The organism is Mycolicibacterium aromaticivorans JS19b1 = JCM 16368, assembly GCF_000559085.1.
Taxonomy (GTDB): domain Bacteria; phylum Actinomycetota; class Actinomycetes; order Mycobacteriales; family Mycobacteriaceae; genus Mycobacterium; species Mycobacterium aromaticivorans.
Genome location: NZ_JALN02000001.1, coordinates 2,532,380 through 2,552,745, shown reverse-complemented (window position 1 = coordinate 2,552,745; position 20,366 = coordinate 2,532,380). Strand labels below are relative to the sequence as shown.

26 protein-coding genes are annotated in these 20,366 nt (G+C 66.4%); 20 read left to right on the top strand and 6 right to left on the bottom strand.

The genetic code is table 11. The annotated features are described in order from the left end of the window. The first annotated feature begins 95 nt into the window (after window positions 1-95). Window positions 96-728, top strand: coding sequence for a TetR family transcriptional regulator (locus Y900_RS12420; protein WP_237752547.1), 633 nt, complete (start codon window positions 96-98; stop codon window positions 726-728). 23 nt (window positions 729-751) lie between these two features. Continuing rightward, on the top strand, window positions 752-1,372 hold the full coding sequence (locus tag Y900_RS12415; protein ID WP_036342109.1) for a TenA family protein: 621 nt from the start codon (window positions 752-754) through the stop codon (window positions 1,370-1,372). Between the two features lie 19 nt (window positions 1,373-1,391). Here the strand turns inward: Y900_RS12415 and Y900_RS12410 are convergent, their stop codons facing one another. Further along, a complete protein-coding gene (locus Y900_RS12410) occupies window positions 1,392-2,270 on the bottom strand; it encodes a polysaccharide deacetylase family protein (protein ID WP_036342107.1) in 879 nt (292 codons plus the stop codon). 51 nt (window positions 2,271-2,321) lie between these two features. Next, a complete protein-coding gene (locus Y900_RS12405; protein WP_036342105.1) occupies window positions 2,322-3,317 on the bottom strand; it encodes an Lrp/AsnC family transcriptional regulator in 996 nt (331 codons plus the stop codon). A gap of 142 nt (window positions 3,318-3,459) precedes the next feature. On the opposite strand from Y900_RS12405, the gene Y900_RS12400 reads away from it, so the two are divergent. Further along, window positions 3,460-4,302 (top strand): LLM class flavin-dependent oxidoreductase, encoded by an 843-nt coding sequence (locus tag Y900_RS12400; protein ID WP_036342102.1) that lies wholly within the window; start codon window positions 3,460-3,462, stop codon window positions 4,300-4,302. 11 nt (window positions 4,303-4,313) lie between these two features. Here Y900_RS12400 and Y900_RS12395 read toward each other — a convergent pair whose 3' ends face one another. Continuing rightward, window positions 4,314-5,171: an LLM class F420-dependent oxidoreductase gene (locus tag Y900_RS12395; protein WP_036342099.1), complete on the bottom strand. Its 858-nt coding sequence runs from the start codon at window positions 5,169-5,171 to the stop codon at window positions 4,314-4,316. Between the two features lie 16 nt (window positions 5,172-5,187). Next, complete coding sequence (locus Y900_RS12390; RefSeq protein WP_036342097.1) at window positions 5,188-5,622, bottom strand: MarR family winged helix-turn-helix transcriptional regulator; 435 nt, start codon at window positions 5,620-5,622, stop codon at window positions 5,188-5,190. A 197-nt stretch (window positions 5,623-5,819) separates the two neighbouring features. Here Y900_RS12390 and Y900_RS12385 point away from each other — a divergent pair, with 197 nt between their 5' ends. The 14 genes from Y900_RS12385 to Y900_RS12320 all read left to right on the top strand — a co-directional run bounded on the left by Y900_RS12385 (window position 5,820) and on the right by Y900_RS12320 (window position 18,205). Next, window positions 5,820-7,292: an FAD-dependent monooxygenase gene (locus Y900_RS12385; protein WP_109751063.1), complete on the top strand. Its 1,473-nt coding sequence runs from the start codon at window positions 5,820-5,822 to the stop codon at window positions 7,290-7,292. Between the two features lie 56 nt (window positions 7,293-7,348). Beyond that, entirely contained in the window at window positions 7,349-8,173 is an 825-nt protein-coding gene (locus Y900_RS12380; RefSeq protein ID WP_036342093.1) for a cutinase family protein, read from the top strand. 91 nt (window positions 8,174-8,264) lie between these two features. Next, window positions 8,265-9,020 (top strand): SDR family oxidoreductase, encoded by a 756-nt coding sequence (locus tag Y900_RS12375; protein WP_036342092.1) that lies wholly within the window; start codon window positions 8,265-8,267, stop codon window positions 9,018-9,020. 8 nt (window positions 9,021-9,028) lie between these two features. Beyond that, the gene (locus Y900_RS12370; RefSeq protein ID WP_036342091.1) at window positions 9,029-9,694 is read left to right on the top strand and encodes a nitroreductase; all 666 of its coding nucleotides are present in this window, start codon (window positions 9,029-9,031) and stop codon (window positions 9,692-9,694) included. 87 nt (window positions 9,695-9,781) lie between these two features. Next, window positions 9,782-12,589, top strand: coding sequence for a helix-turn-helix transcriptional regulator (locus Y900_RS12365; protein ID WP_036346553.1), 2,808 nt, complete (start codon window positions 9,782-9,784; stop codon window positions 12,587-12,589). Window positions 12,590-12,696: 107 nt separating this feature from the next. Continuing rightward, complete coding sequence (locus tag Y900_RS12360) at window positions 12,697-13,287, top strand: sigma-70 family RNA polymerase sigma factor (RefSeq protein ID WP_036342090.1); 591 nt, start codon at window positions 12,697-12,699, stop codon at window positions 13,285-13,287. Next, on the top strand, window positions 13,284-14,018 hold the full coding sequence (locus tag Y900_RS12355) for an SDR family NAD(P)-dependent oxidoreductase (RefSeq protein ID WP_036342087.1): 735 nt from the start codon (window positions 13,284-13,286) through the stop codon (window positions 14,016-14,018). The genes Y900_RS12360 and Y900_RS12355 overlap by 4 nt, the downstream gene beginning before the upstream one ends. 17 nt (window positions 14,019-14,035) lie before the next feature. Then, a complete protein-coding gene (locus Y900_RS12350) occupies window positions 14,036-14,464 on the top strand; it encodes a cupin domain-containing protein (RefSeq protein ID WP_036342086.1) in 429 nt (142 codons plus the stop codon). 6 nt (window positions 14,465-14,470) lie between these two features. Next, window positions 14,471-15,358, top strand: a complete 888-nt coding sequence (locus tag Y900_RS12345) for a hypothetical protein (RefSeq protein WP_036342084.1) — start codon at window positions 14,471-14,473, stop codon at window positions 15,356-15,358. Between the two features lie 26 nt (window positions 15,359-15,384). Beyond that, window positions 15,385-15,741, top strand: coding sequence for a VOC family protein (locus tag Y900_RS12340; protein ID WP_036342083.1), 357 nt, complete (start codon window positions 15,385-15,387; stop codon window positions 15,739-15,741). 12 nt (window positions 15,742-15,753) lie between these two features. After that, a complete protein-coding gene (locus tag Y900_RS12335; protein ID WP_036342082.1) occupies window positions 15,754-16,155 on the top strand; it encodes a nuclear transport factor 2 family protein in 402 nt (133 codons plus the stop codon). Further along, entirely contained in the window at window positions 16,155-16,976 is an 822-nt protein-coding gene (locus tag Y900_RS12330; RefSeq protein ID WP_036342080.1) for an SDR family NAD(P)-dependent oxidoreductase, read from the top strand. The genes Y900_RS12335 and Y900_RS12330 overlap by 1 nt, the downstream gene beginning before the upstream one ends. Window positions 16,977-17,099: 123 nt before the next feature. Further along, window positions 17,100-17,387 carry a hypothetical protein gene (locus tag Y900_RS12325; protein ID WP_036342078.1) on the top strand — a complete coding sequence of 96 codons (288 nt, stop codon included), beginning with the start codon at window positions 17,100-17,102 and terminating at the stop codon, window positions 17,385-17,387. Window positions 17,388-17,488: 101 nt separating this feature from the next. Beyond that, window positions 17,489-18,205, top strand: coding sequence for an NUDIX hydrolase (locus Y900_RS12320; protein WP_036342076.1), 717 nt, complete (start codon window positions 17,489-17,491; stop codon window positions 18,203-18,205). Window positions 18,206-18,265: 60 nt separating this feature from the next. Here Y900_RS12320 and sodN read toward each other — a convergent pair whose 3' ends face one another. Beyond that, window positions 18,266-18,688, bottom strand: a complete 423-nt coding sequence (sodN, locus tag Y900_RS12315) for a superoxide dismutase, Ni (RefSeq protein WP_036342074.1) — start codon at window positions 18,686-18,688, stop codon at window positions 18,266-18,268. Window positions 18,689-18,773: 85 nt separating this feature from the next. Here sodN and Y900_RS12310 point away from each other — a divergent pair, with 85 nt between their 5' ends. The 3 genes from Y900_RS12310 to Y900_RS32390 are packed head-to-tail and all read left to right on the top strand — an operon-like array spanning window position 18,774 to window position 19,419. Beyond that, the gene (locus Y900_RS12310; protein WP_192827579.1) at window positions 18,774-19,049 is read left to right on the top strand and encodes a S24/S26 family peptidase; all 276 of its coding nucleotides are present in this window, start codon (window positions 18,774-18,776) and stop codon (window positions 19,047-19,049) included. Window positions 19,050-19,090: 41 nt separating this feature from the next. After that, a complete protein-coding gene (locus Y900_RS12305; RefSeq protein WP_036342072.1) occupies window positions 19,091-19,264 on the top strand; it encodes a CsbD family protein in 174 nt (57 codons plus the stop codon). Between the two features lie 2 nt (window positions 19,265-19,266). Further along, on the top strand, window positions 19,267-19,419 hold the full coding sequence (locus Y900_RS32390; protein ID WP_157838249.1) for a hypothetical protein: 153 nt from the start codon (window positions 19,267-19,269) through the stop codon (window positions 19,417-19,419). Window position 19,420: 1 nt separating this feature from the next. Here the strand turns inward: Y900_RS32390 and Y900_RS12300 are convergent, their stop codons facing one another. Further along, window positions 19,421-20,242 carry a lytic transglycosylase domain-containing protein gene (locus tag Y900_RS12300; protein WP_081845308.1) on the bottom strand — a complete coding sequence of 274 codons (822 nt, stop codon included), beginning with the start codon at window positions 20,240-20,242 and terminating at the stop codon, window positions 19,421-19,423. Window positions 20,243-20,366: the final 124 nt, after the last annotated feature.

Genomic DNA, 20,366 nt, shown 5'->3' with positions numbered 1-20,366 from the left:
TTGTGTCAAGCCACTAGCTGGCATTACGTGCCCAATATCGACTAACCTGCCGTAGCATCACAGAAGACCGTTCTGGACTGATCGGAGGTGAGAGCGTGAACACGCCAGCTCCCGATCTGATGTCGCCGACGGGTCGGATCATCCCGTTGTCGGATATGACCAGCGCCCAGCTCGCCCGCCGCGCGAAGATCATCGAAGAGGTGATCGATCTGATCGGCGAGGTCGGCGCCGATGCGGTCCAGATGCGGGATGTGGCTCAACGCTCGGAGGTCGCCCTGGCCACTCTGTACCGATACTTCAGCTCCAAAGAGAACCTGCTGGCGGCCGCACTGGCGGATTGGCAGAAGCGGTTGACCCGCCGGATGCTGTCCGGCGGCGGCCCCGCCGACACCGACCCGCTGCCCGCTGTTTTGGACTACCTGCGCCGCGCCCAGCGCGCGTTCAACCGCAATCCGGCCATGACCGCCCTGATGCTGCAGATGATGACGTCGATCGATCCCGAAGTGCGTGCGTCGATCGATCAGATGGAGCGCACCAACGTCGAGTTGTACAACCGTCTGCTGGCCGGCGTCGCGCCCGAGCTGATCCCGCAGGTGAGTTTCGGCCTCAACGCCGCACTGAGCGCCGCACTCGCCGGCTTGCGCGCCGGCCGGCTGACATTGGACGAATCGCTGAGTCACGTCGAGTGGGTGGCCCGGGTGTTGCTCGCCGAAGCGCAGCACGCCTAGTTCCGCGACTAGGCTCGAGCGATATGACGTTGTCTGCTCAGTTGTGGTCGCGTAATGCCGATCTGGCCGCAGACATCCTGGCGCACCCGTTTGTACGCGGGATCGCAGACGGCTCGCTGCCGCGTAGGCGCTTCGCCGCATACATCGCTCAGGACGCGTTCTTCCTCGAATCCTTCGCCCGCGCATACGCGTTGGCCTTGGTCCGCAGTCCGGACACCTCGACGCTGCTGGTGCTGGCCGATCTGATCGCCGGGGTTCGAGAAGAGTTGGGATTGCATGCGTCCTATGCCAGCTCGTGGGACATCGACATGGCCGGCGTCGAACCGTTGGCCGCAACCAGCGCGTACACCGAGTTCCTTCTCTCGACCGCGGCAACGCGACCGGCAGAGGTCGTCTATGCCGCGATGACCCCGTGCATGCGGTTGTACGCGTGGCTCGGCCAGTCGTTGGACGCCGACTCGGCCGGACCGTATTCGCAGTGGGTACAGGCATATGCCGCACCGGAATTCGACGGTATCGCTCGCCAGCTGGAGAACCTGCTCGACGAACAGTCACCGGACAGTCCCGAGGTGCGCAGCGCGTACCGGCGTGCGATGCAGCTGGAACTGGGGTTCTTCGAAGCGGCCAACAACACCGACACCTGACCGGGTTCCGCGACAGCCGTCAGAAGTCCGCGGGATCAGGCCGTTCGACCGAGCGAGGTGACAGGCCCAGACCACGTATGTAAAGCGCGATGTCCCGCAAGGGTGCCACCCAGACGTCCGAGCACGACACCACGTGCTCGACCAGTTCTTCCAGCGCGGCCGCTCGCGACGGCCGACCCGACAGGAATGGATGGTTCGTCAGCACGAAGCAGCCTCCGACTGCGCGCAGACCCTCGAACTCCAGCCGCCAGATCTCGGCGGCCTTGCGGGGGCTCTCGATCAGTCCGCTGCCGGAGATCTCCGGCAGGTAGCAGTACTGCTCCCAGTCGTCGAGCGCCCACTGCACCGGGATCTCGACGAGGCTGCTGCCGGTGGCGCCCACCCGCAGTTCGTACGGATGGTCGGCGTCCATGAGACTGGTGTCGTAGAGGAAGCCCCGCTCAGCCAGCAATTCTGGTGAGTGCCAGTTCAATTCCCACATCGGAGCCCGGAAGCCGACCGGAACCTGGCCGGTGAGAGCGGCCAGCACCTCGGTGCCGCGGTCCAGGACGAGCCCCTCCTGCTCGGCGGTCATGCCGGTGAGGACCTCGTGCAGATAGCCGTGGTGCGCAACCTCGTGGCCGCCGTCGACGATCGCGCGCACCACATCGGGATAGCGGACCGCGGTGTAACCGGGGACGAAGAACGTCGAGCGGACATCGTGCCGTGCCAGCAGCGCCAGGAGCCGCGGCACACCGACCAGCGGCCCGTAGGCCTGGTGGGACATCACCGACATTCGATCGGCATGCGCCACATCGATGTTCAATACCGCAGATTCGGCATCGAGGTCGAACGTGAAGCATGCCGCGGCCCGCTTACCAGCGGGCCAGGCCACGGGGACGGCTGGTGTCGCGCTCATATCCGGCGGACCCGCCGCCGGTGCTGCCGAGTCATGTTCGTAGATGATGGCCTATCTGCGGGCCGGCCGCATGCTCAGCAGCCGACCATGCGAGATCAGCGAGCCGGCCTGCTTGAGCCGCTGCGTTCGTACGCTGACGTCGTACCCCTGCACATGACGCACTGTCCCCAGTTGGTCGGTGATGTACCGGTGCAGGTGATCGACATCGCGGGCAATCACGATCGCCAGTAGGTTATGGGGTCCGCTCACGGCGATCACCGAGGCGATCTCGGCATGTGCAAGAAGCTGTTCGGCGACACCCGTCAGATCGCGGGGCGCCATCGTCATCCAGATCATGGCGTGGACTCCGAAGCCCAACCGCTCGGTGAGCACATCGACGTCATAGGTCAGGGTGCCCGACGATTCCATCGCCGCGATTCGTCGCTTGACTCGGGCCGGCGACCAACCGGTCAACTCGGCCAACTGAGTGTGGGGGATTCGACCATCTCGGGCCAGTGCTTCGAGCAGAGGGACATCGTCGGCGGCCGGCGGGACCGCCGCGCCGGACCGCTCGGGTTGCACGTCCAGCAGGGCCGCGGTCTGCGCGGCGTTCAGGGTGTGGCCGTAGCCGGTCCACACCGCACCGGATGAGTCGCCGAAGACATGCAGCACCAGATCGACCGTCATGCTCAGCACCGCCGAGGTGCGCGGCAGGCGATGGAGGATCCCGTGGCTGTTCTCGGCCAGCGGTGCGCGAACGGTGCACACCAACTCGGTAGATCCGGACAACACGTTGGCGTGGGTGACTTCCGGTCGCTGGGTGAGCGCCTCGGCCACGCTGGGCAGTGCGTCGGGTCTGGTTCGCAGTCGAACGACCCACTGACACTCGCCGTACACCTGGGGGTTCACCAGGCCGACCACCCGGATCGCACCGTCGCGGAGCATGGCGCGATAGCGGCGTGCGACGGTCTGTTCGGGAACGCCGAGCACGTCACCGACTCGCCGAAACGACACGCGCGGAGACAGTTGAAGCGCGTGCAGAATCTTGCCGTCCAACGGGGCTGTCATGCCGATAACGGTACGTAAACACCGACCTAATTGTCGGTATCCGCCGCATCTGAGCGCTGATGTGGTGGATCGGACCAGGTGATCTCAAACTGGCCTGACTGGATTAGCGACGCGGCTGTGGCCGAGGGAATCGGAGGATGTCATGAGAATCGGTATCGGGCTGCCAAACCATGTCGCAGGCGTCAGCGGTGCGGTGATCGGTTCGTGGGCCCGTCGCGCCGAGGAGCGCGGGTTCGAGTCCCTCACGACGATCGACCGGCTGTTGTACCCGAGCCTGGACTCGGTCATCTCGCTGTCGGTGGCGGCGGGTGCGACGAGCACGCTCGGATTGGTGACGAATGTGCTTCTGGCGCCGCTGTATTCGGCGCCCGCGCTCGCAAAACAACTCGGGAGTCTGGCGGCGTGCGCGGGCGACCGTCTCACTGTCGGCATCGGAGTCGGATCGCGGGCCGACGATTACGACGCGGTCGGCGTGGACTTCGCCAGACGGGGACGCATCCTCGACGAACAGCTGGTCACGATGCGGCACGGTTGGAGTGCTGATGGGGGGCTGTGCCCTGCGCCAGTGCAGATTCCACTGCTCTTCGGTGGACGGTCGGAGGCCACGATCCGCAGGGCAACCACCGTCGGTGACGGATGGGTGGCCGGGGCGCTGCGCGACTTCGGCTCGCAGTCGGCATTCGCCGAGCGGATACGTGCGGGTTGGCGGGCGGCGGGGCGACAGGGAAATCCCCAGATTCATGCCTCGGTGAACTTCGCGCTCGGTAATGGCGACGTAGTGCGACGAGGACGAGATCATTTGGCCCGCTACTACGGCTTCAAACCCGATTACGCAAAACTCAACGTGGACGACATGGTTCATTCGGCCGACGATGCACGTGCGGCGGTACGTGCGTACGGCGACCTCGGTTTCGACCGGTTACTTTTCCATCCCACCGTCGCGTCGATCGACCAGGTCGACCTGTTGGCCGACGCCGTGCTGTAAATGGCACGACGTCAACCGAGTCGCGGTAGCACCTCGTCGCCGAGCCGCTTCACCCAACCCTGTGGGTCCGGGTTGCCCGGCATCGGTCCGGTATTGATCAAGTCGATGCCGAGCTGCCCGTAGGCGTCCAGGGTGCGCAGATACTCGTCGATGTCGTTGAACGGGTCGTCCGAATAAGCTGCTGTGAGCCGGATTTCGCCGAAGTCACGACCGACGGTGTCACAGTGGCGGCGCAAGACGTCCAGCTTGTGCGGCATCTCATCGAGGGATGACGTGCTGTTCCACACGTCGGCGTACTCGGCCACCAGTCGCAGCGTCCTCTTCTCCCCGGAACCGCCTATAAGGATCGGGGGCCGACGAATCGGCTGAGGCTCGCAGAGGGTCTCGGCGAGATGGTAATGCTGGCCGTCATACGGCCCGTCATCGTCGCTCCACATCTGCAGACAGATCTGCAGGGTTTCCTCGAGCATTTCGAATCGCTCGCGGACGGAGGGGTACGGGATACCGAGGGCGTGATGCTCCCGCTCGTACCAGGCGGCGCCCAGACCGAGCATCGTGCGGCCACAGGCCAGCACATCCAGCGTCGTCATCGTTTTGGCCAGCACACCGGGATGGCGATAGGTGACGCCGGTGACCAACATGGTCAACGTGATTCGGTCGGTCAGACCGGCCAGGTAACCCATCGAGGTGTAGCCCTCCAAGAATGGGTTCTCAGCCGGGGCTAGCGGTTCCATCTGAAAGAAGTGGTCGGCGAGGGTGAACATCTCCACGCCGGCATCCTCGGCAGCCTTGGCGGTACCCGCCAAGGTCGGACCCAGTCGCTCAGCGGCGCCGGGCAGGAAGTCAATGTAGTGAACGCCCAATTTCATAGTGGTGAGCCACCTTTCATTCATCTAGTCGTCCGAGCAATGTCAGCGCGTCATTGATCACCTGACGCTCGTCCTCGGTGTATCGGTCCTGCATGGCTCGCACCAACCACTCCTCGCGTACCTTGCGGTCGCTTTCGGCGCGGCGACGGCCGACGTTGGTCAGGCCGATCAACTGCCGGCGACCGTCGTCAGGATCCGGCGTGCGGTCGATCAGACCATGTCGGTCCAGGGCCGCCACGGTGGCAGCCATCGATTGAGGGCGAACCCGCTCCGCACCCGCGAGTTGGCTGGTCGAAGTCGGGCCGTCCTTGAACAGACGCAGGAGGACGGCCGTCTGCGACGGGGTCAGGTCATCGGCGGCGGCAACCGCTCGTAACCGCCTGCGCAGCCTGCTGAACACGACGCGGAGTTCCCGTGCGGCCCGAATCGAGGACTGATCGACCTTTCCCATATAGCCAGCTTAAACTGTACAGTCACAACTGTCTACTTTTGGCACGCAGCGGCGGCCTCGCTGAATGTGGTGGATCGGCGGGAAGACGTGCCCTGCCACTTTCAACATATAGCGCAATGGGGGGCTTGCGGCAAGACCCCCCGGATGCCGCAAAATCGCTGCCTTCAACGGAAATCGACTGCACGGGGGACATGCGAATGCGGGATTCGGACTACGACCACGCCGTGGTGATCGTAGGGGGAGGACCGACCGGGCTGATGCTCGCCGGCGAGCTGGCGCTGGCCGGAGTGGACGTCGCGATCGTCGAACGCCGCACCAGCCAGCAGGTCATCGGCCAGCGGGCCGGCGGCCTGCACTGCCGCACGATCGAACTGCTGGACCAGCGCGGCATCGCAGACCGGTTCCTGGCGGCCGGGCAGGCTCTTCAAGTCGCCGGGTTCGCGCAGATCCGGCTAGACATCAGCGACTTTCCGACACGTCATCCCTACGGATTGGCGTTGTGGCAGAACGAGATCGAGCGGCTCCTGGTCGAATGGGTAGACGAACTGGGCGTGCCGATCCAGCGGGCGGCGGAGGTGACGGGCTTCACCCAGGGAGAGCGCGGAGTCGAGGTCGAACTCTCCGATGGCGGCGGCCTTCGCGCCGAATACCTCCTCGGATGCGACGGCGGTCGCAGCCTGGTTCGCAAGGTGGCCGGCATCGACTTTCCCGGCTGGGATCCGGTGACGAGCTATCTGATCGCTCAGGTCGAGGTCCGCGACGAACCGACATGGGGCATCCACCGCGACGCCCTCGGTACCCACGGGCTCGATCGGCAGAACGACGCCGAACCGGTTCGGATGATGGTGACCGAGCGAACAGTCGGGCCGGCAACCGAACCCACGCTAGCCGATCTGAGCGAGGCACTCATCGCGGTGTACGGCACCGACTTCGGGATCCACAGTCCCACCTCGATCGCCCGATTCACCGACGCGGCGCGGCAGGCGGCCACCTACCGCGACGGCCGGATCCTGCTCGCCGGTGACGCCGCGCACGTCCATCACCCGATCGGCGGCCAGGGTCTCAACACCGGTCTGCAAGATGCTGTCAACCTGGGGTGGAAGCTTGCCCAGGTGGTCAACGGAACCGCACCGGACACGCTGCTCGACACCTACCATGCCGAGCGGCACCCGGTGGGTGCGCGCGTCCTGCAGACCACGATGGCGCAAATGGCATTGCTGCGCACCGACGATCGCACAAAAGCCTTGCACGACAACGTCTCCGAGATGCTCGGCATAGCCGAGGCGCGCAAGGCACTCGCCGCGCGCATGTCGGGTCTGGACATCCGCTACGACCTCGGGGCGGGGCATCCTCTGCTGGGCCGGCGGATGCCCGACCTCGACATTCATACGGCCACCGGGCCGACGCGCGTATTCGAACTGCTCCACGTCGCCCGGCCGGTAGTGCTGGACTTCGATGACCCGGGCGGGATCGATCTTGCGGGGTGGGCGGATCGAGTCAGCCTGGTCACAGCGCGGTACCGAGGCGCATGGAAGCTTCCGGCGCTCGGCGAAGTGGCCGCGCCGACACGAGTGCTGATCCGCCCGGACGGGCACGTCGCATGGGTCGGTGAGAGTTCGTCGGACGGCCTCACCGAGGCGCTGACCAGATGGTTTGGCCCGCCGGTGTAACGGCGGCCGGCCCGTGCGGCGATCAACATTCGACAGAACCGTGGAGGGAAAGCATTGTGATTGGGCGCCTGGGATCGGCCGTGCTGGCCGCGGGTATCGCACTGGCCGGGCTGACGGCGGCAACCGCGTCGGCGGCACCAGGGTGCGCCGACTACCACTGGATCGGCGCCGCCGGTTCCGGTCAGCGCGATAGTGCCAACCTGACCGCCAACGGCGGGATGGGCTCCGTGGTGTACCAGTCCTACCAGCAGCTCAAATCGCAGCTCGCCGCGGACGGCCGGACCATCGACGCCGAGGCGGTCCAATACCCCGCGGCTGCGGTGCCACTGGAGGGCGGGATCAGTGGCTGGCTTGGCTTCCTCGGCAGCGTCGGTGACGGCACCGACGCGACCGCAAAGCAGTACAAGGCGTTCACCGAGCGTTGCCCGGACAGCAAGGTGGTTCTGGCGGGCTACTCACAGGGCGCCATGATCGTCCACCGCAACTTGTACGACCTTGCCGACGATCCGCATCTGGCCGCGGCGCTGTTGATCGCGGACGGCGACCGGCTGCCGGTCGACACCACCATCAAACTGGGGTCCACGGCCGTCGCGATGGGCCACGGCGAGGGCGTCGCGCAGGACCACTCGTTCCTGGCGTCGACCAACACCTCTGAGTTGCCACCGGCGATCGGCACCCGAACCATCAGCGTCTGCGATGTCGGTGATCCGGTCTGCGACTACAACCCCGACACCGGGAAGATCTCCGATGCGGCGATCGCCATTCACACCTCATACTCGCCGGCGCCGAGCGGCCCCCACGCGTGGGTCACGCCGCTCTACACCCTGGTGACGGCGACGGAGACCGCCTGGCCGGTGGAGCTGTCCGCGCACGCCGCCTGATCCTGCGTCGCCGCCGGGATGAGTTTCCCAGGCGTCATCCGTTCTGGCCGTCAGGGAGCTGTCCTGCTCCCGAAAGCCAGAAGGGATCATCATGAAACTCGTTGTAATCGGTGGCACCGGCCTGGTGGGCTCGAAAGTGGTGCAGAGTTTGGCTGCGCGTGGTCATGAGGCCGTCGCCGCGGCCCCCTCGACGGGCGTGAACACAGTCACGGGCGAGGGTCTGGCCGAGGTGATGGCGGGGGCCGCTGTCGTGGTCGACGTCTCCAATTCCCCGGCCCTGGACGACTCGGCGATCGAGTTCTTCCGCACCGCGACCACGAACCTGCTGACCGCCGAACAGAACGCCGGCGTTCGGCACCACGTCGCGCTGTCCGTGGTGGGCACCGGGGACCTGGCTGCGCAGAGCGGCTACTTCCAGGGCAAGCTCCTGCAGGAGAAGCTGATCAGCGAAGGCCCCATTCCGTTTTCGATCGTGCACGCGACGCAGTTCTTCGAGTTCGTCAATACGCTCGCCGACTCCGCGACCGTAGGCGACACGGTGGTGCTGCCGCCGAAGTATTTCCAACCGATGGCGGCCGTCGATGTCGCCGAGGGGGTTGCAATCGCCGCCGTCGGGGAACCGGTCAACGGCATCGCCGAGATCGGCGGCCCCGACATGGTTTTGCTTCCCGACCTCATCCGCACCGCGCTGACTTCCCGTGGTGACAGCCGCACCGTCGTCGCCGATCAGGCCGCGTCGTACTGGGGCGTCGACATCGACGAGCGCACGTTGGTCCCCGGCCCGGGCGCCACACTGTTCGACACCCGATTCGAGGACTGGCTTCTCGAATCGGCCGCGAAGTCCTAGGCCGAGACGTGGACGTATACGAAGCGGTGCGGAGCAGACGAGCCGTCCGCGGGTTCACCGATCAGCACGTCACGCCCGAGATCCTGCAGCGGGTGCTGGCAGCGGCGTCTTGGTCACCCTCGGGGTCGAACATCCAGCCGTGGCACGTCTATGTCGTGACAGGTGCGCCGCTGGCCGAGCTGAAGAAGATCGCCGTCGAGCGTGTCGTTGCAGGTGAAGCCTGGGATGACCGGGAATTCGAGATGTATCCCGCCGAGATGGCGTCGCCTTACCGGGAGCGCCGCGCCGCCTTCGGTCAGCAGCGGTACGCCGCACTCGGTATCGATCGAGAGGACTGGGAAGCCCGACAGCGGGCGGCCGTCGCGAACTGGGATTGCTTCGGCGCACCGGTCGGGCTGTTCTGCTACATCGATCGGCATCTCGGACTGCCGCAGTGGGCCGACCTCGGCATGTATCTGCAGACCGTCATGCTGCTGCTTCGTGCCGAAGGACTGCACAGTTGCCCGCAGATGGCTTGGTCACAGGTTCGCCGGACTGTTGCCGATGTGGTGTCCCCGCCCGATGAGCTGATGCTGTTCTGCGGTATGTCCGTTGGCTACGAAGACATCTCGGTCAGCTACTCACGTACCGGTCGCGCCCCTCTCGACGAGACCGTCACGTTCCTGCCCAGATAGGTCCGCCCACCGCGGTGTCCACCAACCCCGGTTACGATCAAGACCGGAAATTCCGGTGAGGTCCGCTAGGGGCAGACGGTGGTGCCTATCTCGAGCGACGAGCGACCAGCACACTTGCATGGTCGTGCCGCCGAGTGCCAAGTGCTGCGCTCGGTGATCTCGACCGTCGCCGGTGGCGATTCGCTGGTGCTGGTGCTGCGCGGCGAGGCCGGCGTCGGCAAGACAGCGTTGCTGGGGTATCTCTCGGAGCATGCATCGGCGTTACGGGTGCTGAACGTCGCCGGCGTTCAGTCGGATATGGAACTCGCCTACGCCGGGCTGCAGCAACTCTGCGCCCCGCTCATGGAGCACCTCGGTGAACTGCCGGATCCGCAACGTTCGGCGCTCGACGTGGCCTTCGGCCGCGGAGTGGGTGAGCCACCCGACCGGTTCCTGGTGGGTTTGGCGGTGCTGAGTCTGATGGCGGCGGCCGCTCAACGTCAGCCTCTGCTGTGCGTCATCGACGACGCGCAATGGCTCGACCAGGTGACGGTGCAAACCCTGGGCTTCGTGGCGCGCCGCCTGCTGGCCGAGCCGATCGCGTTGGTGTTCGCCGCACGCGATGACGGCACCCAGCCGCTCACGGGGCTGCCTGAATTGGTCGTCCGCGGCCTGACCGACGGCGATGCGCGTGAGCTACTGGATTCAGTGATGCTCGGCGGTATCGACCCGCCGGTACGCGATCGCATCGTCGCTGAAACCAGAGGTAATCCACTTGCGCTGCTTGAGGTTCCACGCAACGCCTCCGCCACCGAGCTGGCCGGCGGTTTCTGGCTCTCCGGCTCGGCCTCGGCGCCCGGCGCCATCGAGACCAATTATGTGCAGCGAATTCAGGCGCTTCCCGAGCCGACGCGGCGGCTGCTTCTGGTGGCGGCGGCCGAGCCGGTCGGTGATGCGGCATTGTTTCTGCGCGCAGCCGCCGCGCTGGGGATCCCCATCGACGCGCTGGCGCCTGCCGAGGCCGCCGGCGTCATCGAGTTCGGTCCGCGGATGCGATTCCGGCACCCGCTGCTGAGGTCCGCGGCGTACCGCGCCGCTGATCTGGCCCACCGCAGAGCCATCCACCGTGCACTGGCCGACGCCACCGACCCCGACGCCGATCCCGATCGGCGCGCATGGCATGCCGCCAACGCCGCGGCAGGTCCCGACGATGAGGTGGCCGAGGAACTGGAGAACTCGGCTGCCCGGGCCCAGAGCCGTGGTGGAATTGCCGCGGCGGCAGCATTTCTCGAGCGCGCCGCGGTTCTGACGGCCGATCCGCACCTGCGCGGCGCACGCGCGTTGGCCGCCGCCCAGGCCAAGCGAGATGCCGCAGCGCCGGCCGCTGCTCGTGACCTGCTCGACCTTGCGGAGCGCGGGCCCTTATCCGAGCTGCAACGGGCTCAGGTGACGCGCCTGCGGGCCCAGATGGACTTTGTTCGCAGCCGAGCCGGGGAGACCGGAGCGCCGAAAGTGCGCGACGCAGCGCAGGCTCTGCTCGACGCCGCGCGGCGGCTGGAAAATCTGGACGACAGGGCTTCTCGACAGAGCTATCTCGAGGGCATCTCGGCACTGATGTACGCCGGACGTCTCGGCGACCCGGCGGACCTCACCCACGCGGCGCGCGGGGCGCTCGCCGCACTCGACCGGGAGCCCGAGTTGTCGCGCTCGCTGGACTTCCTTCTCAAGGGGATCGCCGGCCGTATCACCGGGGGAGTCAGCGCAGGGGGCGAGCCGATGCGGATCAGCCTGGACCGCATGCGCATTGAAGCTGCGGCTGACGATCGCCATGTCCTGCGATGGATGGTCCCGGCGTTTCCGATTCTGCAAGAGTCGTCGGCGCACGAGTTGTGGGACGAGACGGCCGTGCGTCAGCTTGCGACTGCAGCGGTGCGGGCGGCGCGTAATGCCGGTGCGCTGGCCATTTTGCCGCGTGCGCTGGTCTACCAGGCTGGAGTGCACCTGATATCGGGCGAATTCCACACGGCCGCAACACTAGTCGACGAGGCCGACGCGATCACCTCGGTAACCGACCACTCCGCGGCGGTCAAGTACCACGCCTTGATGCTGACGGCCTGGCGGGGTGACGTCGCTCAAGCCGAACGCTTGATCACGGCCACCCAAGCCGACGCGTTCCACCGGGGCGAGGGGCGACTGCTCGGGCTGACCGGATATGCCGCAGCGGTGCTCTACAACGGCTTGGGTCGCTACGACGACGCGCTGGCCGCCGCCCGGAAGGCATGCGAATACGAGGACATCGGCTTCTACAGCTGGTGTCTGTACGAACTGGTGGAGGCGGGCGCACGTAGCGGTGACCGGGACGCTGCAACCACAGCGATCGCAGACCTCGCCGAACGCGCGGGCGCCAGCGGAACCAACTGGGGTCTCGGCGCGTTGGCCGCAGCGCAGGCGATGCTTGCCGACGACGCCGCCGACGCCGACGCCGCCGATGCACTGTTCACCGAGGCCATCGAGCGGTTGGGGCGCACCACGGTCGCGGCGCACCGGGCCAGGACTCACCTCGTGTACGGGGAGTGGCTGCGCAGAGTGTTGCGGCGCAACGATGCTCGGCGGCACTTGACTGACGCCCACGACATGTTCGTCCGGATGGGTGCCCACGCGTTCGCCGAGCGCGCCCGCCGGGAACTGGCGGCCACCGGAGAGAAGGTGCGTTCGCAGCAGCCGAGTTCGGCCGGGGAGCTCACAGCGCAAGAGACGCAGATCGCGCGACTGGCCGGCGAAGGCCTGACGAACCAGGAAATCGGTGCGCAGTTGTTCATCAGCACACACACCGTCGAATGGCACCTGCGAAAGGTGTTCGCCAAGCTCGGCATCACCTCGCGCAGGCAACTGCGGGCGATGTCCTGGGCGAGTTAGGCGCGACCACGGACCGACGACTACGGACTACGGGGTTTCAAGGGTTCGCGTGGGCGGCGTGACCGCGAGGCTGAGGTCATCAGCAACTCGCACCCAGGAGACCGCTCATGACCGTCACGTCTGTACCCCGGCCAACCGACTCCGGGGCCGCGGAGCGGTTCGCCCGCGACTCGCAACCCCTGTTCGACGCCCTGCTGCGCCGGGCCACGGGATTGACCAAGACCCTGGCCGACGCCGAGGACCTGGTGCAGGACACCCTCCTGCACGCGTTCATGGGCTACCACACGTTTCGCGAGGGCACCGACTTCAAGGCGTGGCTGTTCCGGATTCTCTACAACCGCTGGGTGAGCGGCTTCCGCGCCAAGCAGCGCCGGCCATCGGAGGTGCCGGTGGACGATGTCACCGAGGGTGACCTTGCTGACAGCGCTGCCCGGTCATCCACCGCCTCCCGCTCGGCCGAGGCCGAGGCACTCACCCGGTTGCCCGACGGCGACCTCCGTTCTGCGATGGCCACCTTGCCGGAGGATTTCCGCACGGTGCTGTTCTACGCCGAGATTCAGGGCCACACCTACGCCGAGACAGCCGTGATCCTCAATATCCCGCGGGGCACGGTGATGTCGCGGGCCTCTCGCGGCAGGCAGCGCCTTCGGGTGGCCCTCGCCGACAGCGCGTACGCGCCTACCGCTCAGATCGCATGACCACCGCCACGGAGCTGACCGGGCAGACGGCGCTGGTCACCGGTGGCACTGCCGGGATCGGGCTGGCGTGCGCCCGGCTGTTGGCCGGCGCCGGCGCCACGGTGATCGTCACCGGAAGAGACCATCGGCGCGGCGCGGCCGCCGTCGGCCGGATCTCGGGCCGTGCCAGCTTCGTCGCCGCCGATCTTTCCGATGCCGGCGCGGTACAGGCATTGGTCGAGCGGGCGGGCGAGGTCGACATCCTGGTCAACAATGCGGCCAGCTTTCCCGGAGCGCTCACCGTGGACCAGGACGTCACGGCCTTCGAGACGACGTTCGACACCAATGTGCGCGGCACCTATTTCCTGACCGCGGGGCTCGTTCCGGGGATGCTGCGACGACACCGCGGCAGCATCGTGAACATCACGTCGATGGTCGCGTCCAAAGGTGTCGGCGGAGCCTCCACGTATGGCGCGTCGAAGGCCGCGGTCGAAGCACTGACGCGATCCTGGGCTGCCGAGTTCGGCCCCTACGGCGTCCGCGTCAACAGCGTCGCGCCGGGGCCCACCAAAACCGAAGGGGTCGCCGCGCAATGGGGTGACACCAACGACGAACTCGGCCGGGCGCTGCCCCTCGGACGCACCGCCGACCCCGAGGAAATCGCCCACGCGGTGCTCTTCCTCGCTTCACCTCGGGCGAGCTTCATCACCGGATCGACCCTGCACGCCGACGGCGGCGGAACCGCTGTCTGACATCGAGGAGAACGAAGATGACGAAAATCCATGACCCGCAATGGGAGAACGCGCTGACCGTTGTTCAGGACGTGCACCCGCCCTTCATTCCGGAGGGCGCCGATGTGATGACCGTGGTCATCGAGTACCCGCCGGGCAGTGCCGGAGCCCCGCCGCACCGCCATCCGAGCGGTCCGGCGTTCGGCTACATGCTGGAAGGCGAGATGCTTTTTGAACTCGAAGGCCAGCCGCCACGTGTCATCCGCGAGGGCGAAGCCTTCTGGGAGCCGGGCGGAGACGTCATCCACTACTCGGACGCGAACAACCGAGACGACGTCAAGATCAGGTTCGTCGTCACGATGGTGTGTGTCCCAGGGCGGCCGATGCTCGAGCTCGTCGAAGACGACGAACTGACCGCCCGCAAACACCTGCGGGTAGCCGCCCGACCGGCCACCGGAAAGGACTGAATCACCTTGTCTCGCATTCTTCTTCAGACCACCATCATGGACCAGCCGGATGACTGGGACATCGGCCGCTTCGCACTGCTTGCCGACGAACTGCGCGCCGCCGGGCATGAGGTGGTCGCCCGCAACCGCGCACACCACGGCGACGATCCGGTGCTCAGCGTTCTCGACGACCTGGAGTTCGACCAGGTGTGGCTGATGGCCGTCGACACCGGCGACGGTCTGACCGATGCCGAAGCCGACGCCATCACCAGGTTCCGCCGCGGCGGCGGGGTGCTCACCGCTCGTGACCACCAGGACCTCGGGTGCTGCCTGACCCGGCTCGGGTCCTTGGGACTGGTCAACGAGTTCCAGGACACGTCGGTCGATCAAAGCCACCTCTGCGACGACCAGGACACTCCGACCATCTCCTGGCCCAACTTCCATTCCGGCGCCAACGGCGACTACCAGCCGGTGCTCACCACGGACCCGGTGCATCCGCTGCTGCGAACTGCACACACCACCAGCGGCCGAGTCGAATGGTTCCCCGCGCACCCGCACGAGGGCGCGGTCTCGGCGAGCATTCCCTGCGCCACCGTCGTGGCCGAGGGGCGAAGCAGCGCCAGTGGCCGTCGGTTCAACCTCGCCGTCGCGATCGATGGTGAGACATTCGACGGCCTGCCGTTGGGCCGAGCGCTCGCCGAATCGACGTTTCACCACTTCGCAGACTACAACTGGGATTTGGGTTGCGGTGCGCCGTCGTTCGTCAGTGAGCCTCCCGGCGGCCAGATTCTGGCCGATCCGGCTCGCCTGACGGTGTTCAAGGACTACGTGCGCAACGTCGCGGCGTGGCTGCATCCAGTTGTCCCAACCGGTGCCGATGCTGCGCCCGAAGCGCGCCGCACTGTCGTACTCTGAATGCGCTTCACACACAGGAGGCGCCAGTGAGCGAACACGAAGTCAAGATGATCATCCTGTCGACCGACGACGTGGATGAATCGATCAGGTTCTACAGCGACACCCTCGGTATGGCAGTGAAGTTCCGCGACGGCACCCATTTCGCGGCGCTCGACGGCGGGCCGGTCACCCTGGCGCTGGCGACGGAGATCGACCACCCGATCCCCGGCCAGGTCGTGGTCGGAATCAAGACGGCCGACGTCGACGCGGCGGCGAAGGCCGTCGAGGCCAGTGGTGGCGGAATCGTCAAGGGCCCGTACGACGACGCACACGAGCGTCGGGCCGTCGTCTACGACAACAAGGGCAACGGTCTGGTGTTCTACAGCCCACTGGCTCGTAAGTAACGGAGCCACCGGGTGACTGAACTTCAGGACCGGCAGGATATTTCAGACCTCCTGATTCGCTACGCCAGCGGTATCGACCGTCGCGACTGGAACCTGTTCCGGACCGTGTTCACCCCTGACTGCCACCTGGACTACGGCGAGATCGGGGTGTGGAACGGCGTCGATGAGGTCACCGAATTCATGGACGTCGCGCACGCCGCCGCCGGATATCTCATGCACCGCATCAGCAACATCGTGATCGATCTGCAGGTCGACCGTGCCACCACCCGTTGCTACGTCGATGCGTGGATCATGGCTGCCGACAACAACTCCGGGGTGAACGCCCGAGGCTTCTACGACGACGAGATCGTCCGTACCTATGCCGGCTGGCGGATCGCCCGGCGTACCTTCACCACCGTGCAGGTGGTGTACTGATGGCTGACCGCTTCGCCGATCGATACGGCCCCTGGGCGCTGGTGGCCGGCGCTTCCGATGGCGTGGGTGCCGCGTTCGCGCACGAGCTGGCCGCGCGTGGGCTCAACGTTGTGTTGCTCGCGCGCCGGCAACAGGTGCTCGACGATGTCGCCGAGGACATTCGCGACCGGCACAGCGTCGAAACCAGGACGCTGGCAATCGATCTCGCAGTAGCGGGTGCGGCGGCCGCCGTGATCGAAGCGACGGCAGACCTCGACGTCGGCTTCGTGGTGTACTGCGCGGGCGCTGACCCCGACTTCACACCGTTCCTGAGCAATTCGATCGAGGCCGCCGAGAACATGGTGCAGCGCAACTGCGTGGTGCCGATGCAGCTGTGTCATCACTACGCCACCCCGATGGTCGATCGGGGCCGAGGCGGGATCGTCGTATTCGGCTCCGGGGCAGGCTTTGTCGGCGGCCCCAACATGGTGGCCTACGGCGCATCCAAAGCCTTCGACATGGTGTTCGCCGAAGCGCTGTGGAGTGAACTGCACGACAAGGGTGTCGACGTGATCGGTTTGATCCTCGGCAAGACCGACACTCCTGCGCTGCGCAAACTCGAGTATCAACGCGGCATCCTGGCCTCGGAAGACCAGACGCCGACGGATGCGGTACCGGTAGGCGACGTGGTGGCCGAAGCCTTCGCGAACCTGAGCAACGGGCCGACCGTGCTGGTCGGTGAACAGATGCGCGGTGTCGGGCAGTTGCTGGCGTCGATGGACCGTAACGACGCGGCTCGGCTGATGGCACAGTCGATCGCCGCGGCAATGGGGTCGGACTGACGCTCGGGGTTTTGCCCTGTCCGACGCGTCAGATGTTTATCGATCTCAGATCTGGATAGCTAATACCGGTACCAGGCAGGTCGTTACTCACGCACGATTGACGCACGATTGGAGCACGAAGCCATGAAGTTGATCGAGATTGTCGCCGGAGCCGCTGTGGCCGGTGGATTGGCTGCAAGCGCACTGGGATTGAGCGCCGCGACCGCGGGCGCCGACCCCGGCTGGACCCCGCCGCCCGGCCCTGTTCAGCCCGCGCTGCCGCCGGCCGGCCCCGACGCCGGCAGCCCGCCGGCCTGGGCGCCGCCGAAACCGGTCGACCCGACCTGGGCCGCAGGCAACAAGCAGGTGTGGGACGAGGGCTGGAATCACTGGGGCGTGTGGATCAACGGGGTCTTCGTCCCGACCTACTGATGCGCGCATGACGCCGCGGGATGCCGTCTGATCGCCTGGGGTGACGGCATCCCGCGGCGTCCTCGTGTGTAGGCACCACCACGCCGCTCTATGGTCGAACCGTGACGATCACCTACGACGACGCACTGCGGGAGCAGATCCGCGATCGCTTGAGCGGCCATGACCGCCGATCGGTGGCCGACCCCACCAAGCGCCACGCAGCTGTCGCGGTGGTACTCGTCGACTCCGAAACCGGTGAGGACCGGGTGGACCCGGCTCCTGTCGACGACTGGATCGCCGGCCGGCCGATGGAGCCCGGTTTGGACGGCCGGATGGTCGGAGTCTCGGGCGGTGCGGCTTTTCTGTTGTGTCGCAGGGCGTCCCGTTTGAATTCACACGCCGCCCAATGGGCTCTCCCCGGCGGGAGACTGGACCCGGGCGAGACCGCGATCGATGCGGCGTTGCGTGAACTCGACGAGGAGGTCGGCGTCACGCTTCCCCACGCATCGGTGCTCGGAGTGCTCGACGACTATCCGACCCGGTCGGGCTACATCATCACCCCGGTCGTCATCTGGGGCGGCGGGCGGCTGGATCCGCGGCCGGCGCCCGACGAGGTCGTTGCGGTCTACCGGGTCGGGCTGCATCAACTGCAACGTCCGGATTCGCCGCGATTCATCACCATCCCGGAAAGCCCGCGCCCCGTCGTGCAGATGCCGCTGGGCAACGACCTCATACATGCGCCCACAGGTGCTGTGCTGCTTCAACTTCGATGGCTGTGCCTGGAGGGCCGACATGACCCGGTCGACGACCTCGAGCAGCCCGTCTTCGCGTGGAAATAGGGCCCTGAAACGAAAGTACCGCGCGGCCGTAACGACCGCGCGGTACGCCGACGACGATTGTCAGGCAGGCGGGTAGACGCCCATGCCCTTGGCCTTCTCGGTCTGCCAGAAGATGTCCGAGATCTGATCGATGGTAGCGAGCAGCTTCTCAGCCGTGGCGGCGTCAGTCGACTTCTTGACGTCACCGGCACCGTGCACGCCGTCCCAGAACAGCTGGTGCAGGTTCGGGAACTGCTCGAAGTGCTCCTTGGTGAAGAAGTCGGCCCACAGCACCATCAGGTGATGCTTGACCTCCTCGGCGCGCTGCTCTTTGATGAGGATCGCGCGGGTCCGAAAGTGCTCGTCATCCGAGTCGTTGTACTTCTGGATGGTCTTGAGGCACGACAGCGCCTCGATCTTGGCCTGGGCGGGGTCGTAGACGCCGCAGTACAGGTCGCAATGAGCATGGGCAGGGGTGGCGTTGGCGAAAAGTCGTTGCAGCATAGCCCTAACTTACCCTTTCACAATGCGGGAGAACCATGGACTCGGTTCCTGGCCGCTGCGCCGGTTTCGGGTGGTGGAGGAGTCGATGCTGCCGACCCTTCGCCCTGGTGACGGGCTGTTGGCGGTCCGCGCCGGGGCTCCGCGAACCGGGCAGCTCCGGGTGTTCCAAGATCCGACCCTGCCGACCCGTTGGCTGATCAAGCGGGTCGGGTCGGTGCGGGGGCGCGGCCGGGCCGCGACCTTCGAAGCATGCTCCGACAATCCGCACGCGCCCGGGGTGGTCGACTCGCGGCGATTCGGCTGGGTTTCGGCTGCCGGTTCCTACCGCGTGGTGTGGACGGTCCGCTCTGTACACAGCTGAGTCCGAGTTTTGTTTCCGCGCTATTGAGGTACACGGCGCGCATGGGTATTTCAGACAAGATCAGCAATAAGGTCGACGACGTCGCGGGCAAGGCCAAAGAGGGCGTTGGTGCCGCGACCGGTGACAAGAGCACCGAGAACGAGGGCAAGCTCGATCAGGCCAAGTCGAGCCTGAAGGACGCCGGCGAGAAGGTCAAAGACGCTTTCAAGAGCTGAGCGTGGAGCTCAGCAAGCAGCCACCGCCCACACCGGTGGACGCGACAAAGGCGAGTGAAGAGCAGCGCATCCTGCAGGACCAGCTGGATCATCAACACGATGATCCGGCTGGTCCCGGCAAGGTGGATCGGCACCAGGTCGCCGACGAGACGTGAGCTACTGCGGGTGGGTGGCCAGGTACTCGGCGATCGGGATGGGCTCATCGGATGAATAGCCGATCGGCAGAACGACGTCGCCTTCGGTGGTGACGTAGTAGACATCCCACTGGTAGAAGCCGGCGAACGCCGCGGGATCGGTCAGGATGGCGGCGTAATCCTTTACCGCAGCGACGTATTCGTCAGCATGGTTGTAGCGGTAGATGGCGTGATCGGGGTCCGCGCCGAACCCGTTTGCGGCCAGATAGCGGCCTGCGGCCATGATGCTGTCGTGCGGTGAGCGGATGTCCCCGCCATCGCCGTGGGCGGCGAAGGTGGATGGTAGGAATTGCATCGGTCCTTCCGCTCCGGCGGCGCTCAGCCCCACGATGCTGCCGAACCGGGTCTCGACCAGGTTGATCGCTGCCAGGTAGTTCCAACCCACCCCGGTGGCCTCCTCTGCCTCGTGGTAATAGCTGAGCAGTTCGTCGGCCGGGGCCGGCGGCTCGATCCGCCACGGGGGCAGAGCGTCGCGCGGGCGGGCCATCGCGGCCAATTGCCGCCGCGCGTCGACGTTGCGGTCATAGGCATCGCGCAGCGTCGGCGGGATCCGTGGCCGGATGATCAGGTCCCATTCGGGGTGGCGGCCGATGGAGCGGTAAGCGACTTGCTGACGGCGCGCCGCCGCGACCAGTGTGGGCTGCGGTGTCGACGGATCGCGAATGGCCAATTCGTCGGCGACCAGGTCGTCGGCCAGTTCATCGGGATCCGAGGCCAGGCGGGGCTGCGCGCCGGCGGGCGTCGCGTCGGGCGCAGCCGTGGAATCCAGCGCGGCCGCGGGCATCGACGAGGTGTGCGGTCCGCTGGCCGGCGTGCTCACGGGATGCACAGTGCCCGATGCGCAGGCGGGAGCCGTCAGCAGGACAGTCACGGCCAGGAGGGCGACTCGGATGCGCACCGCTGAAGTC

Coding starts and splice junctions, on each gene's coding strand:
- Y900_RS12300 (WP_081845308.1), bottom strand. CDS start 20,242: ATGCCCGCGGCCGCGCTGGATTCCACGGCTGCGCCCGACGCGACGCCC.
- Y900_RS12305 (WP_036342072.1), top strand. CDS start 19,091: ATGGGTATTTCAGACAAGATCAGCAATAAGGTCGACGACGTCGCGGGC.
- Y900_RS12390 (WP_036342097.1), bottom strand. CDS start 5,622: ATGGGAAAGGTCGATCAGTCCTCGATTCGGGCCGCACGGGAACTCCGC.
- Y900_RS12385 (WP_109751063.1), top strand. CDS start 5,820: ATGCGGGATTCGGACTACGACCACGCCGTGGTGATCGTAGGGGGAGGA.
- Y900_RS12325 (WP_036342078.1), top strand. CDS start 17,100: ATGAAGTTGATCGAGATTGTCGCCGGAGCCGCTGTGGCCGGTGGATTG.
- Y900_RS12375 (WP_036342092.1), top strand. CDS start 8,265: ATGAAACTCGTTGTAATCGGTGGCACCGGCCTGGTGGGCTCGAAAGTG.
- Y900_RS12395 (WP_036342099.1), bottom strand. CDS start 5,171: ATGAAATTGGGCGTTCACTACATTGACTTCCTGCCCGGCGCCGCTGAG.
- sodN (WP_036342074.1), bottom strand. CDS start 18,688: ATGCTGCAACGACTTTTCGCCAACGCCACCCCTGCCCATGCTCATTGC.
- Y900_RS12415 (WP_036342109.1), top strand. CDS start 752: ATGACGTTGTCTGCTCAGTTGTGGTCGCGTAATGCCGATCTGGCCGCA.
- Y900_RS12400 (WP_036342102.1), top strand. CDS start 3,460: ATGAGAATCGGTATCGGGCTGCCAAACCATGTCGCAGGCGTCAGCGGT.
- Y900_RS12350 (WP_036342086.1), top strand. CDS start 14,036: ATGACGAAAATCCATGACCCGCAATGGGAGAACGCGCTGACCGTTGTT.
- Y900_RS12310 (WP_192827579.1), top strand. CDS start 18,774: ATGCTGCCGACCCTTCGCCCTGGTGACGGGCTGTTGGCGGTCCGCGCC.
- Y900_RS12360 (WP_036342090.1), top strand. CDS start 12,697: ATGACCGTCACGTCTGTACCCCGGCCAACCGACTCCGGGGCCGCGGAG.
- Y900_RS12355 (WP_036342087.1), top strand. CDS start 13,284: ATGACCACCGCCACGGAGCTGACCGGGCAGACGGCGCTGGTCACCGGT.
- Y900_RS12410 (WP_036342107.1), bottom strand. CDS start 2,270: ATGAGCGCGACACCAGCCGTCCCCGTGGCCTGGCCCGCTGGTAAGCGG.
- Y900_RS12405 (WP_036342105.1), bottom strand. CDS start 3,317: ATGACAGCCCCGTTGGACGGCAAGATTCTGCACGCGCTTCAACTGTCT.
- Y900_RS12330 (WP_036342080.1), top strand. CDS start 16,155: ATGGCTGACCGCTTCGCCGATCGATACGGCCCCTGGGCGCTGGTGGCC.